General features: G+C 60.4%; 12 protein-coding genes, 1 tRNA gene and 1 pseudogene. 8 read left to right on the plus strand and 6 right to left on the minus strand.

Features of this window, described 5'->3' with window-relative positions; translation table 11 throughout:
- The first annotated feature begins 51 nt into the window (after window positions 1-51).
- Window positions 52-1,902, plus strand: coding sequence for a single-stranded-DNA-specific exonuclease RecJ (recJ, locus tag GEU01_RS03940; RefSeq protein WP_019085026.1), 1,851 nt, complete (start codon window positions 52-54; stop codon window positions 1,900-1,902).
- Window positions 1,903-1,970: 68 nt separating this feature from the next.
- Window positions 1,971-2,046 (plus strand) — tRNA-Glu (locus tag GEU01_RS03945).
- A gap of 498 nt (window positions 2,047-2,544) precedes the next feature.
- Here GEU01_RS03945 and eutC read toward each other — a convergent pair.
- From eutC to qhpR, 3 genes are all read right to left on the minus strand, one after another.
- Entirely contained in the window at window positions 2,545-3,315 is a 771-nt protein-coding gene (gene eutC, locus GEU01_RS03950; protein WP_019085027.1) for an ethanolamine ammonia-lyase subunit EutC, read from the minus strand.
- The gene (locus GEU01_RS03955) at window positions 3,308-4,690 is read right to left on the minus strand and encodes an ethanolamine ammonia-lyase subunit EutB (RefSeq protein WP_019085028.1); all 1,383 of its coding nucleotides are present in this window, start codon (window positions 4,688-4,690) and stop codon (window positions 3,308-3,310) included. The genes eutC and GEU01_RS03955 overlap by 8 nt, the downstream gene beginning before the upstream one ends.
- Window positions 4,691-4,751: 61 nt before the next feature.
- On the minus strand, window positions 4,752-5,891 hold the full coding sequence (gene qhpR, locus GEU01_RS03960) for an AraC-like transcriptional regulator QhpR (protein WP_019085029.1): 1,140 nt from the start codon (window positions 5,889-5,891) through the stop codon (window positions 4,752-4,754).
- Between the two features lie 238 nt (window positions 5,892-6,129).
- Here qhpR and GEU01_RS26155 point away from each other — a divergent pair, with 238 nt between their 5' ends.
- The 3 genes from GEU01_RS26155 to GEU01_RS03975 are packed head-to-tail and all read left to right on the plus strand — an operon-like array spanning window position 6,130 to window position 7,925.
- A complete protein-coding gene (locus GEU01_RS26155) occupies window positions 6,130-6,288 on the plus strand; it encodes a hypothetical protein (RefSeq protein WP_198284440.1) in 159 nt (52 codons plus the stop codon).
- A gap of 24 nt (window positions 6,289-6,312) precedes the next feature.
- On the plus strand, window positions 6,313-6,636 hold the full coding sequence (locus tag GEU01_RS26160) for a hypothetical protein (RefSeq protein WP_198284441.1): 324 nt from the start codon (window positions 6,313-6,315) through the stop codon (window positions 6,634-6,636).
- Window positions 6,633-7,925: a haloacid dehalogenase-like hydrolase gene (locus tag GEU01_RS03975; protein WP_019085032.1), complete on the plus strand. Its 1,293-nt coding sequence runs from the start codon at window positions 6,633-6,635 to the stop codon at window positions 7,923-7,925. Before GEU01_RS26160 ends, GEU01_RS03975 begins: the two co-directional genes overlap by 4 nt.
- Here GEU01_RS03975 and GEU01_RS03980 read toward each other — a convergent pair.
- Both GEU01_RS03980 and eat read right to left on the minus strand, forming a co-directional pair.
- Window positions 7,892-8,155, minus strand: coding sequence for a hypothetical protein (locus tag GEU01_RS03980; RefSeq protein ID WP_019085033.1), 264 nt, complete (start codon window positions 8,153-8,155; stop codon window positions 7,892-7,894). The genes GEU01_RS03975 and GEU01_RS03980 overlap by 34 nt on opposite strands.
- A gap of 478 nt (window positions 8,156-8,633) precedes the next feature.
- A complete protein-coding gene (eat, locus tag GEU01_RS22260; RefSeq protein WP_019085034.1) occupies window positions 8,634-10,031 on the minus strand; it encodes an ethanolamine permease in 1,398 nt (465 codons plus the stop codon).
- A 415-nt stretch (window positions 10,032-10,446) separates the two neighbouring features.
- Here eat and GEU01_RS03990 point away from each other — a divergent pair, with 415 nt between their 5' ends.
- The 3 genes from GEU01_RS03990 to GEU01_RS04000 all read left to right on the plus strand — a co-directional run bounded on the left by GEU01_RS03990 (window position 10,447) and on the right by GEU01_RS04000 (window position 12,546).
- Window positions 10,447-10,776, plus strand: coding sequence for a hypothetical protein (locus tag GEU01_RS03990; RefSeq protein WP_019085035.1), 330 nt, complete (start codon window positions 10,447-10,449; stop codon window positions 10,774-10,776).
- A gap of 87 nt (window positions 10,777-10,863) precedes the next feature.
- A complete protein-coding gene (locus GEU01_RS03995; RefSeq protein ID WP_019085036.1) occupies window positions 10,864-12,273 on the plus strand; it encodes an amidohydrolase family protein in 1,410 nt (469 codons plus the stop codon).
- Between the two features lie 12 nt (window positions 12,274-12,285).
- Window positions 12,286-12,546: a hypothetical protein gene (locus tag GEU01_RS04000; protein ID WP_019085037.1), complete on the plus strand. Its 261-nt coding sequence runs from the start codon at window positions 12,286-12,288 to the stop codon at window positions 12,544-12,546.
- 261 nt (window positions 12,547-12,807) lie between these two features.
- On the opposite strand, the pseudogene GEU01_RS27500 reads toward GEU01_RS04000, so the two are convergent.
- Window positions 12,808-13,562 (minus strand): annotated as a pseudogene (locus GEU01_RS27500) (IS5 family transposase); the annotation flags it as partial.
- Between the last annotated feature and the right edge of the window lie 98 nt (window positions 13,563-13,660).

The raw sequence follows: 13,660 nt of genomic DNA on the forward strand, positions 1-13,660 counted from the left end.
GACCATTCATCCTGCCCTGCCCGCGCCGCATACCAACAAGGATCCGTTTTCATGTCCGCTGCCGACCTGCTTTCCCCCTTTCCCGCGTCCCCCGCGCCACAGGAGGCGGAGCAGACGCCAGCCGTGCTGGGGGTGACGCGCAGTGTCACGGGCCGCCGGTGGAACTGGCGCGAAGGCGGGCAGGCCAGCCATACCGACCGCATGGGAACGGCCATTGCACAGCAGACCGGGCTGCCGGAAATCGTCGGTCGCATGCTGGCCCTGCGCCACATTGCCCCCGAACGGGTTGCAACCTACCTGACCCCCACCCTGCGGGCGCTGATGCCCGACCCGTCCACCTTCACGGACATGGATGCCGCGGCCATCCGTCTGGCCACCGCCATCCGTAACGGGGAAACGGTGGGCCTGTTCGGGGATTATGATGTGGATGGCGCGTGCTCCACGGCACTTCTGACCGATTTCCTGCGCCGTCAGGGCTGCACGGTGCTGACCCATATTCCCGACCGCATGACGGAAGGCTACGGCCCGAACATCCCCGCAATCGAGGCCATGCAGGATCAGGGCGCCAGCCTGATTGTCTGCCTGGACTGCGGCACGGCGGCGGTTGACGTGCTGGAACATGCAAGCGGGCGCGGTGACATCATCGTCCTTGATCACCATCAGGTGCAGGGCGCCCTGCCGCGTGTGCTGGCCACGGTCAATCCGAACCGGCCTGACTGCCCGTCCGGCCTGCACGGCATCTGCGCGGCGGCGGTTACGTTCATGACCGTGGTGGCGACAGTCCGCATCCTGCGCCGTGAAGGTTGGTTCGAATCCCGTCCCGAACCGCAATTGATGGACAGCCTCGACCTCGTGGCGCTGGCGACCGTATGCGATGTCATGCCGTTAAGCGGCCTGAACCGCGCCTTTGTCGCGCAGGGGCTGAAGGTCATGGCGCGGCGGCAGCGCACGGGCATTGCGGCCCTGCTGGAGGCTGCGGGCGCGCGTGACCCGCTTTCGGCGTTTACATGCGGATTCGCACTTGGTCCCCGGATCAATGCAGGGGGGCGTATCGCGGATTCCGGTCTGGGGCTGCGCCTGTTGCTGTGCGAGGACGCGGCAGAAGCGCAGGCCCTGGCCGAGAAGCTGAATTCCGTCAACCATAACCGGCAGAGCGTCGAATCCGGCATCCTTGACCGCGCCATGGAACTGGCGGTGGCGCAACGCGCACAGGGGCATGCCGTACTGGTACTGAGCGGCCGGGACTGGCACCCCGGCGTGGTCGGGATCGTGGCCGGGCGGATCAAGGAAAAATTCAACCGCCCCGTGCTGGTTGGCGCGGAAATGGAAGATGGCAGCGTAAAAGGCTCCGCCCGGTCCGTCCCGGGACAGGACCTTGGCGGCGCCATTATCGCGGCACGGCAGGCGGGACTGCTGTCATCGGGCGGGGGGCACGCCATGGCGGCGGGATTCGGACTACCGGCGGATGGCATCCCTGCCCTGCATGAATTCCTTGACCACCATCTGGCCACCGCAGCCAGCCTGCCCGACGCCGTGGACCTGACCATCGACGCCGTGGTGAATGTCGCGGCGGCTGATGTCGCTCTTGCAACCGACATGGACCGCCTGGCCCCGTTTGGGGCGGGCAATGACGAACCGCTGATCGCGCTGCCCCGCGTGCGCGTGGCCTATGCCGAACGGATCGGGCGGGAAGGCAATACCCTGCGCCTGACGCTGCAGGGTGAAGGCCGCGGCCCCCGGCTGAAGGCGCTGGTGTTCCGCGCCAATGAAAGCCCGCTGGCCCCCGTTCTGGAAGATCGGGACATGCCACCGCTGCATCTGGCGGGGTGGCTGCGTGCCGAAAGCTGGAATGGCCGGACATCCGCCACTTTTTTCATCCGTGACGTGGCAATCGCCGAATAATTTCAATATTTTTGAATCAGGGGGTTGACCCTACCCCCGTGTCGGGATACTTACCGCTCACGCCTTTAGTCCCGTTCGTCTAGAGGCCTAGGACACCGCCCTTTCACGGCGGCAACACGGGTTCGAATCCCGTACGGGACGCCAGCTACTTTACCGCAGTTTACTGCGGGTCTTGGCTGATTACAGGCACTTTCCAAGTCTCTGTATCTTTAATACGCAGAATGCTTTTGGCACTCTGTCATGCATGGGACTGGTACTTTTTTAAAGTATCGTCATGCACTGGCTGAAAAGCTGTTTCAAAAAACTACCGACAACGCATCGTGCAAAATGCAGAGAAATTTCTGCCAAAGCTTTTCTGGAATGCTTCAGCACACGTTGCCTGGACGGTTCTATCTGAAAAGCCCGCCATTTCGACATCATGTAAATCATAAAGACGTTTTTATTGATCAACGAATTTCCGGACATTCCTTAAAATAAAGAAGCATCAGGAAACCTGCGCTACTTTCCTGTCACAGCCCTATTCCAGAACAATCGCCGGATAAAGATCACGCCTGCACCGTTTTCACCCGCAACACGACAGGTCATGAACGCGGCCGCACAGACCTTTTTTCTCACATGTCTGTACTGCTGGAATCCATTTTTTTATTGCCCTGATTTATCCGATAACATTTTCTGCGGATCCGGGCGGACGGTCTGCTCGATAGTACAGGTTTCGTCCTTGAGATTGACGCCACTGTAATTGCGCGTCCGCGCCGTCTTCAGCAACCATGCCAGAGCGTTTGCCGCGGCCATGGCGGATAGCCCGCCATGACCGTGGATGTTGGAAATGCAGTTCCGTCCCGAATCCCGCATCCCTATCTGCGGATTCCATGTCATGTACAGGCTCATGCTTTCGGCGCAACGCAGGCCGGGACGTTCCCCGATCATCATCACCACGCACCGCGCGCCCAGACAGGTCGCGATTTCATCGCCCAACGCCACCCGTGCCCTGTGCGCCACAACCAGTGGAGCGATACGCCAGTCCGTCAGCAGGGGCATCATCGCCGCCAGTACCGCGGGGCCCTGCTGCTCTGCCGCAAGGGCCGATAGCCCATCGGCAATGACGAACACGACATCATACTGCCCGTGCGGCAGGCTTTCGCGGCTTCTGTCGGATAACTGTCGCCCAAGGTCGGGACGCCTTACGTATTCCTCGCGGTCCCGGGCCCTGCTTTCAACCTCGATCGGGGGCTGTGACAGGTTCAGCCGACTGGTATCCAGCGTGGTGGAGACAGCATGACGCGCACGGACATGGGCGTACTGGAATTCCCGCACGGCCGCGCCGGAAATCGTGTCGCCAGCACGGGGCAGGCCGATCCGCGCCGAGGTCCGCGCCTGCAGCCCCTGCCAGGAAACAGGACGGTCATCAGTCATGACAGGGTATCATCCCGGAAAGAATGCTGGGGGAATTGACGCGTATCCGACCCTTTGCATCAACCAGTTCACGCGCGATCAGCCATTCTTCGAATTCCGGCGCCGCCCGCACGCCAAACAGCGAACGCAGTGTCTGGATATCGTGGTAGGATAGGCTCTGGTAATTCAGCATGATGTCATCGCTGCCGGGCACGGCAATAAGGAAGTTGATGCCGGCGGTGCATAACAGCATCATCAGGTTGTCCATGTCATCCTGATCCGCCTCGGCATGATTGGTGTAACAGACGTCACATCCCATCGGCAGGCCCATGAGCTTCCCGCAGAAATGGTCTTCCAGCCCCGCACGAATGATCTGCCTGCCATCATACAGATATTCCGGGCCAATGAAGCCGACCACCGTATTGACCAGCAGCGGCGAGAAAGCCCGCGCCACGGCATAGGCCCGTACCTCCGCCGTCTGCTGGTCCATGCCATGATGGGCATTGGCCGACAGGGCTGACCCCTGCCCCGTTTCGAAATACATGGTATTCGTGCCGACTGTCCCCCGTCCCAGCGACTGGCTGGCCATATGGGCTTCGGACAGGACCGACAGGGAAATGCCGAAACCGGCATTCGCTTCCTCCGTGCCGGATATGGACTGGAACACCAGGTCCACCGGCGCATTGCGTTCCATAAGCTGGAGGGTATTGGTCACATGCGTCAGCAGGCAGGTCTGTATGGGAATGTCATGGCGCACCCGCACATCTTCAAGCATATGCAGGATATCACTGGCATTGGCCATGTTGTCCGATGCCGGGTTTATGCCCACCACGGCATCCCCCACCCCCAGCAGCAACCCATCCAGCATGGACGCGGCAATACCCGGCAGGCTGTCCACCGGGTGATTGGGCTGCAGGCGCGAACCCATGCGCCCCGGCAGGCCCTGCATGTTGCGAAAGGCCGTGCGGACCGTGATCTTGCGCGCCACCGCCACCAGATCCTGATTACGCATGAGCTTGCTGACCGCCGCGACCATTTCCGCCGTCAGCCCGGGCGCGAGCGCCGCAAGGGTCGCCCCATCGGTTTCATGGTCCAGCAGCCAGTCACGCAGATCCCCCACCGTCATATGCGCGACGGGGGCGAAGGCGGCGGCATCGTGGCTGTCGATAATCAGCCGCGTGACTTCATCCGTCTCGTAGGGGACCGGGACCTCGTTCAGGAAGGTCCGGAGCGGAATGTTCGCCAGCGCCTCACGCGCGCCGATACGCTGCAGGGGATCAGGGGCTGCAACGCCTGCCAGTTCGTCACCGCTGCGATAGGGTGAGGCATAGGCAAGCACCTGTTTCAGAGAGGAAAAGCAGAATTTCTCCCCCCCCAGAAAAGCATGATATGACACGGTACAATAGCCTTCCCAGCGAGAGGTAATTTATCCATGGCTGAATTATAAACGTTTGTTTTCAAATATCTTGACCGACAGGCACAAAGACTTGACCTGCCTCCGCACGGGTGTGTGCCTGGCGGTCGCCACCTGAATGGCGGGATGCGCGGTACAGGCGTGGCGAAACCCCGGTCCATTTGCGGAATGCGCGGCTGAAGGCGCTGATTTCCGAATATCCCAGCAGTAACGCGATCTCGCCAATCGGCATGGTGGGACGGGCAAGATATTCGCGGGCCAGTTCCTGCCGGGTCCGTTCCACCAGGGCGGAAAACGTAACGCCCATCCCATCCAGACGCCGTTGCAGCGTCCAGCGCGGCATGCGCAGCGTTTCCGCCACATGTGACAGGGCGGGCACGCCCTGACCCATCGAATACCGGATTTCGGTACGGATGCGCGACAGCAGCGGATCAACGGCAGGCTCCGCCGCCCGGCCCGCAGCCGCGGGCGACAGCGATGTCAGGCTGCACCGCAGGACATCAAGCAGCCGCACATTTCCCTGCGGCATGATGCAACCCATTTCCGCCCTGTCAAACACGACCGCATTGACGCCCATGCCAAAATGCACCGGCGCGCCAAAGGCATCATCGTATTCACCCGCCGAGGCGATGCGGCGATGTTCAAGCCAGATGGCCCGTGGCGCCCAGTGCTGCCCCAGAACATGGCGGAATATGTTGCAGAACATGCCCATGGTCAGTTCCGCATCCTGCTCGCGCCCGATGATGCCACCCGTCACGATCCGGTATTCCAGCCGCGCGCAGCCATCGTCCTGATGGACAAGGCGGGTGATGGTGCCGCTCTGGTGATAGGGAAACAGTTCGGCCACATTTTCCACCGCGTTCCCCAGCGTAGGGGACGCCATGGCGATGAAACCGATCAGGCCCAGCATGTCCGGGGTGAAATGCCGACCATAGGACAGGCCCACCCCTGCATGTCCGCTCTGCCGGGTGGTTTCCTCAAACAGAAGACAGTATCCGGCAAGGTCGAGCGACGCCGTCTGGGAAAGGCTCTGGTCAAGTCGCAGCCCGGCGGACAGGGCCACGCGATCAGGATCGCAACCCTGTTCACGGATGAACTGGCACACCCCCGTGGCCGCAGCGGCAAGCACATGTGGCTGTCTGATCGTGCTGTCTGTTGGGCTGGGCATATCGCCAGGCAGCATCTTCCCTTCCCTACATCCTGAAGCGACCGCAAGTTTTCATGTTTTGGCGATCCGTAACAAGCCTAAACGTCGTGATGCCAAAATTATGTAGTCTCCTGTCAAGCTCTCCCCCATCCATTCCCGTTACGCTGCGGCGCCAGCGATCGCCGTGCGCCTGTAGTGCCGCACGCGGAAGAATCAAGGAGAACAAGGCCGCATACCCCGTTTCATCCGCCCTGGCCGACGCCGTTTCGGGGTCATGGAACCCAACATCACTCCATGGCGACGTAGCGTCTGTGGTGACCGGACATCCCTGCTTGATTTCGGGGTCATGGACCGGCGATGGCAGGCCGAACGGCCGGATACCCTGCACTATCCGGCACAGACGGATGCCGCGTGTCACCTTGCCCCGCCATAGGTGCCCCACCAGCAGCATCCTCGCGTGCAGGAAACCGAACAGTGTCCCGCCCGTCCCCTGCCCTGTCGTCACACGCGAAAAAACAGGCTGCATGCGAACATGGGCATGGTGGGCTACGCCGGCTATGCGCCGGTCCGTCTGGACGTTCCCCCACCGGGCAGCGTGACCCATGACGGGAAGCTTGCCACATCGGATCACTGGTATGGCCTGCGCCTGGCATGCGATGGCCATCCGCATTTCCTTGCCAGACTGGCTGGCCACATGGAAACGGGACGGCCCGGCCGCAGTGACCCGCGCCCTAGCGGCGCGCCGTCCATTACCCATCTGTCAAAAGGGCACGAAGCGTGACGAAACCCCTTACCCGCCGTCAGCTTGCCACTGTGGCAGGACTGTCATCCCTGGCGCCCGGCCTGCTGGCGGCCGGGGCGCATGCAACCGATGATACCGCATCCCTCCCGCTGTTGCCGCCCCTGAAATGGGCACCGACGACACGCCGGGCGATCGAGGCGGTCATCCGTGCCCATGGACATGCCGGGGATGATGTCACGACCCGGCCCTATGCCGTATTTGACTGGGACAATACCTGTATTTTTGGTGACTGCGCGGAAACGCTGTTCCGTTTCATGATCGACAACCTGTGCTTCATGGTCACCCCACAACAGTTTGGCACCTTTCTGCAGCGCGGACTGGGGCATGGTCCGCTCGCCGCGACATGCCGCACCGTTTCGGGGCAACGGGTCAACCCGCATGCGCTTGCCGTCGATCTGGTGGCCGATTACACGGCGCTGGTACAGTCCTACGGGCTGCGCCCCCTGCGCGACAGCGGCTTCACGCTCCGCACGGCCACCGATCCCATAATGTCCGGTTTCCGGGCCAAGCTGTATTTCGCCTATGACGCGATGGCGGCCAGTTCCGGTGCAGACCATGCCTATCGCTGGATCATATGGATGCTGAACGGTCATACGCCCGACAGCCTGCGCCAGCTTGTACAGGCTTCCAACACCTGGCATCTGGGACAGACCATTACATCCGTCACGTGTCAGACCCCGCCACAGCGACTGGGACAGGCGGGGTGCATCAGCCACACCTTCATGCAATGCCTGCGCCTGACGCCGGAGATTGCCACGCTGCACGCCTGCCTGCGCGCGCAGGGGATTGATGTCTATGTCTGTTCAGCATCCTTCGTAGACATCGTGCGCGTTTTCGCGACTGATCCCCGGTACGGATACAACCTGCCTGCTGAAAACGTAATGGGCGTGCGGATGCGCCCGAACGGTGACGCATCCTATCCCGGTGACAGGGACGTGCCCCACTGGCCCCTGACCTACCGCCAGGGCAAGGTTACGGCCATCCGTCAGGCACTGGTCAGGCAGAAGGGACACGGTCCCCTGATGGTCTTTGGTGATAGCGACGGGGACGTGGACATGCTGCGCGGCTTTGCCGATACCGCGCTGGCGGTCATCATCAACCGCTGCCTGTCCGGCCCGATTGGCGCACTGTCCCGACGCGCGGCACAGGAATACCCGGTACGACAGCCCCGGTTCGTACTGCAGGGGCGTAATGAGAATACCGGCGAATGGCGTCCTGATCCCGCCACCATCCGTTACGGCAGCACCGCGCCACGCCTTCTGGCCTGACAGAAACACGACGGATGAACCTGTCCCACGCGCGGGACAGGTTCGTGGGCCACAGCGACGTGTCCGGTATATGTCAGGCTGGCCTTGTACATGATTCGGGGATGATTGATGATCTGCTGTCCGTGCGTGCCGTAACGCACCCCGGCCGAGGTCACATCCGGATCATAGGTTGCATGGTTCCAGCTTATGGAATTGCGAATGGACAGCCCAAAGCACATGACCGAAAACATGAATTCCTGTTTTTACTTCTATGTTTTATTGGTCATTAAATCTGTTCTTGTGATTTATTTATTTTTATGATTTCCAGAACAGAAACGAACCGAAATGGCCAGACAGTCAGAAACCGAAAAATCCCGGGCTGATACGTCCCTGTCCCGCGACCGGTTCACTCGCACCTGCGTTCCATTTCCCCAATGCATTTCCATTCATGCATGTGAAAGAATACATAATATTCGCTACAATATAATAATTTATATGCTGATCTGAATTCACCTGACAAGAAATACTGTTGACATCCGTGCATGGGAATGCCGCAGGCGCGGAATTCCGCATGGATAAGTGTTTTATAATATATCTGCCCCGTCACCAGACTTGAACGCCAAATCATGACTGATTATGGAAAATAATACAGTCATATTCATGCAGCCAGACACCATGCAACGCCAGCAGGCGTCTCCGGCGCAGTGCTTTCCGGTCAGGGCAATCCCGTCAGGTGCCGGATGACCTGCGGCTGAACAGATAAACCGCAAGGCCCGCGGCCATGAAAACAACATAGACACCGAAAATGGCCAGATGGCTGACAGCCATGCCCGCCAGCGCGCACAATGCGGCAACAAAGGCAAACCCCGGCACGACAGGATAACCGGGCACGGACCATGGCCGCACCCGATCTGGCTGGCTGCGGCGCAACCGGAACAGGCTGGCCATGGCAAACAGGTACATGGTCAGCGCACCGAATACCGATATGGTAACGATATTGGCGGTTAGCGGTTGGCCGCCGATGGTAACATACCGGTCACCGTAAATGGCCATCATCCCCACGACCCCGCCGGCCAGTGTCGCGGCCCACGGCGTTCCGAACCGGGGGTGCAGTCGTCCCAGCACCGCAGGCAGGTAGCCTTCCCGCGCCATGGCATAGATCTGGCGCGAATATCCCATGATGATCCCATGGAAAGACGCCACAAGACCGAACAGCCCAAGCCATACCAGCATATGGACATAACCACTGCGGGGACCGACTACGGCCAGCATGGCCTGTGGCAGCGGGTCGTTCAGGTTGGCCAGGGCTTTCCAGTCACCCACGCCCCCCGCAAGAATCATGATGCCGAACGCCAGAACCATCAGGGTAATGATTCCGGCGATATAGGCCACGGGAATGGTCCGGTGCGGGCTGCGCGCTTCTTCCGCTGTCATGGCCACTCCTTCAATCGCAAGGAAAAACCATATGGCGAAGGGAACAGCCGCCAGAATACCACCCACGGCATGCAGGCTGAACGTATCGGACCCGGCCCAGCCATCATGGACGAAATTCGCCCATGAAAAACCGGGCATCACCACAACCATGAAGACCAGAAGTTCGACAATGGCGGCTATGGTAATGACCAGTTCGAATGTGGCCGCAATATTCACCCCGAATATATTAAGCGCCATGAACACCACATAGGCCCCCGTCGCGGCCGCCGATGCACTGACATGGGTATATTGCACATGCAGGTAGGCCCCGATCGCCAGCGCGATGGCGGGGGGCGCAAATACGAATTCCATGATCGAGGCAAAGCCCGTAAGGAACGCCGGCACAGGCCCGAAAGCCGCCAGCACATACGCAAATGGCCCGCCTGCCTTCGGTATGGAAGTGGTCAGTTCGGTATAGGAAAAAATCAGCGCCGCATACATCAGCGCAACCATGAACGTGGTGACAAGGAAGCCCAGCGTGCCTGCCGCGGCCCAGCCATAGCTCCACCCGAAATATTCCTCCGAAATCACCAGCCCCACGGCAATGCCCCATAGGTGAAAGACCCCGAACCGGCGCTGGAGTACGGGCGCGGGGCTGCGTGCATCATGCCGTGGCGTGAGGGAAGTGGTGGCAGTCACGGTGGGTCGGGTCATTGTCCACAACAGAATTTATGATAGCCTGTACAGGAAACACGCATGGTAACTGCCCCCGCTTAACACGAAGTCCGGACTGGCTTCCATCACCACGATAGACCGCTCCGCCGACTACATTCTTGACCGCGAAAAACGTCTTTATTTCCCGCGGCCGCCATCCTGTGGCCATGCGCGCCGCACCACCCGTGAATGACAAGGGAATTTCCGCCCCTACTGGCAGCGCGATTGCATGGACTGCATCACGGAACGTGGGGGTGGGGCCCTTTATGCGACGGAAAAATCAGGCGCTCATTGTACTGCGGGCAAGGTGCCCGGCACGACATGGCCCGCATGGCTGATGGGCGACACGTCACTATCCCCCCGGCACCACGAAACATGGCATAGTGCAACCATCACCCAAGGAGGGAACAGGCCTATGGAACCGTGGACTTCTTTCACGCTATTTGGAAAATCCGGCACGATCTACCAGTTCCGGCGCGTACCTTCGCCCCTGCCCCCGCAGGCCTGCATATTCCTGCTGACAACCGTCATGGGATCAACGGTCAAGGGCGGGTCATGGCAGTTTTTGGAACCGGAAATCGGCACCGTGGCCTCACTGTCAGGCGATTGGGACAGCGTGATCACGCCCGCCCGCGAAGCCAAGGCGGAAAGTGATGATGTCCTTGTCTGCTTTCCCGAAAGCGGTGACGTGGCCGATGCATTCACCGACCTGATCGAAGGCGGGGCGACGCGCCTGCCGCGTTAGGATTCACGCGCGGCCCGCCCAGATGTGAATGGACGCGGGTCCGCACGCGTTCCACACTGCTCCACCCTGCTGGATGGAGATCCCGCCATGTCCCGTTACCGCCGCCCTGCCCTGCTGACCTTCATGACGGGGGTTCTGCTGGCCCACGGCATGGCCCATGCCCGGCCGGACAGGCCGGTGCTGCTGCGCCATGCCACCGTTATTGATGGCACGGGCAGCGCACCACAGCCGGATACGGATATCCTGATCCGCGACGGACATATCGCGGCAACCGGCCACAACCTGCCGTCCGTGGCCCATGCGCGCACCATTGACCTGTCGGGCCAGACCGTGCTGCCGGGACTAATTTCCGACCACAGCCATGTGGGACAGGTCAGCGGCACGCAGAATGGGGAAGTCAATTACACCCGCGCCAATATCCTGTCCGAACTGTCGCAGTACGAACATTATGGCGTGCTGACCATTGTTGCACTGGGCCTGAACCGTTCACCCCTGTTTGACGATCTGCGGCGCGAGCAGCATGCGGGTCTCAACCCCGGCGCCGACCTGTTTGGCGTGGACCAGGGCATTGGCGCACCCGATGGCGTGCCACCGCAGAACATGTTCCATCTTGGCGCGGATCAGGTTTTTCGGCCCACCACCCGAGATGAAGCCCGCGCTGCGGTCAACAAAATGGCGGATGAAGGCACGGATCTGATCAAGCTGTGGGTCGATGATTTCCGCAACGGCGTACCCGGTGCGCATGGCCTGCCCAAGATGCGGCCCGAAATATACCGCGCCGCCATTACACAGGCCCACCTGCGCGGCAAGCGCGTGGCCGCCCATATCCATGACCTGTCCGATGCCCGTGCGCTGGTGGCCGCCGGCGTCGATATCCTGGCCCACGGCGTACGTGACAGACCGGTTGACGCGACCCTGATCCACGCCATGACACAGCATGGCACGGGTTATATCGCAACGCTGGACCTTGACGAAGCGAACTACATCTTTGCCGAACACCCCGAATGGCTGGATGATCCCTTCCTGTCATACGGGCTGTCGCCTGCCCTGCGCCAGCAGTTCGCTGACCCGGCATGGCGGCAGAAAGTTCTGGCAGCACCCCTGACCGCCGCATCGCGCAAGGCGCTGGCGATGAACATGCGCAATCTGCTGACGCTGTACCACGCGGGCATCCCCATCGGGTTCGGCACGGATTCGGGTGCGACGCCAACCCGCATTCCCGGTTTTGCCGAACACCGGGAATTCCGGCTGTCGGTCATGGCGGGACTGACCCCGCTACAGGCCATTACGCTGGCGACGGGGGATGCCGCCCACCTCATGCAGCTTACGGACCGGGGCACGATCGCACCCGGGCAACTGGCGGACCTGCTGGTGGTATCCGGCAACCCGAACCAGGACCCGGCGGCACTGGATCATATCCAGCAGGTCTGGCACCGTGGGCATCAGGTACCCGGCCCGCTGGCGGGACAGGACAGGCCGACAGCCCGGCCCAAGTGACAGAAAGCCGATATGACCGGAAAAAATACGCGCAATCCCCTCCGTAAACTGCTTCCCCTGATCGGGATGGCAGCAGCCCTTGCCGCCTGCGCCGGGCCAAGCGGCCCGCAGTTATCGGGGCCGGATGGGCCGATGATCGCCAATAATGACTGGAACGAACATAATTACGGCATGGGGTTCTATTCCGGGCCGTATGATGACGGTTTCGAGGCGGAGGGACTGAACGGCGGGCCACCCGATTATCTGGGCGACGAATTCATGGGAGTCCCCTGAACCCAGCGCGTGACAGTAAGCCGCATGCGACATCAGAAACCGTTTGCAGGCAGTTCACTGATAAATGAAATAGCAGTTTCCGGATGCCGCCTTTTCAAAAAGGCGGCATTCTTTTTAGCACTACAGTTGCAGTTTGTTTTGTTCGTTAATTGTTCATGGTTTCCGTGCTTTCCAGAAAGCTCGAATTTCAGACGGTCTACATCGAGAAAAACCGCAAATTCTTCATCTTTCTAGGCCGGAAACCAAACTGCAACTGTAGTGTTAGGTTTCGTGGACAAAGGGTATCCACTGGAGTGCTGACACGAGACTGACGAAGCCAAGATATGATTCCTTGGTTTTGTCATATCGGGTGGCAACGCGTCGCCAGTTCTTGAGTTTGTTGAACAGGCGCTCGACGAGATTGCGCCAGCGATATTTGGTTTTATCATGAGGTACAGGATTGCGACGGTTGCTTTTGCTCGGGATGACGGCTTCGATTTCGGCCTTGGCAAGTTCCTCGCGAATGAGGTCGGCATCGTAACCTTTGTCTGCCAGTAACGCCTCGATCTTGTCAGCGATCATGCGGAACAGCGGGCCGAAACCCTGAATATCGTGGGTCTGTCCCGGCGTCAGGACAAAACCGAGAGGGCGTCCCCTGGCGTCGCATCGGGCGTGCAGTTTGGTGGTGAAACCACCGCGCGATCGGCCAAGCGCCTCGGTTTCCTGTGTCCCTTTTTTATACCGATAGCACAATGATGTGCCCGGACCACCGTGCTGTCGATCATGTCGGCAGTGGTATCCCGCTCGACCATTTCAGCCAAGGTTTCGAGCATCGCATCGAACACGCCTGTCGTCACCCATCGTCGGTAGCGTCGGAACACGCTGTTCCACTTGCCATAATCATCAGGCAGGTGGCGCCACTGCGATCCGGTTCGGGCAATCCACATCATGCCTTCGAAATACAGACGATTGTCTTGCGCAGGACGGCAGCCACGACCCCTCTCAGGCGGAAGCAGCGCCCCGATGATGGCCCATTCCTCGTCCGAAAGCCCAATTCGCTCGCCCAACAACGCCTCCAAAAGGCAGCTTTGAATCAATCATGGACGTTACTGTCAACCTTTGTCCACGAAACCTA

It is taken from the genome of Komagataeibacter europaeus LMG 18890, assembly GCF_000285295.1.
Classification (GTDB): domain Bacteria; phylum Pseudomonadota; class Alphaproteobacteria; order Acetobacterales; family Acetobacteraceae; genus Komagataeibacter; species Komagataeibacter europaeus.

What these genes read in the sequence shown, in the direction of transcription:
- recJ (WP_019085026.1), top strand. Translation starts at nt 52, where the DNA reads ATGTCCGCTGCCGACCTGCTTTCCCCCTTTCCCGCGTCCCCCGCGCCA.
- eutC (WP_019085027.1), bottom strand. Translation starts at nt 3,315, where the DNA reads ATGACTGATGACCGTCCTGTTTCCTGGCAGGGGCTGCAGGCGCGGACC.
- qhpR (WP_019085029.1), bottom strand. Translation starts at nt 5,891, where the DNA reads ATGCTGCCTGGCGATATGCCCAGCCCAACAGACAGCACGATCAGACAG.
- GEU01_RS26155 (WP_198284440.1), top strand. Translation starts at nt 6,130, where the DNA reads ATGGAACCCAACATCACTCCATGGCGACGTAGCGTCTGTGGTGACCGG.
- GEU01_RS03980 (WP_019085033.1), bottom strand. Translation starts at nt 8,155, where the DNA reads ATGTTTTCGGTCATGTGCTTTGGGCTGTCCATTCGCAATTCCATAAGC.
- eat (WP_019085034.1), bottom strand. Translation starts at nt 10,031, where the DNA reads ATGACCCGACCCACCGTGACTGCCACCACTTCCCTCACGCCACGGCAT.
- GEU01_RS03990 (WP_019085035.1), top strand. Translation starts at nt 10,447, where the DNA reads ATGGAACCGTGGACTTCTTTCACGCTATTTGGAAAATCCGGCACGATC.
- GEU01_RS03995 (WP_019085036.1), top strand. Translation starts at nt 10,864, where the DNA reads ATGTCCCGTTACCGCCGCCCTGCCCTGCTGACCTTCATGACGGGGGTT.
- GEU01_RS04000 (WP_019085037.1), top strand. Translation starts at nt 12,286, where the DNA reads ATGACCGGAAAAAATACGCGCAATCCCCTCCGTAAACTGCTTCCCCTG.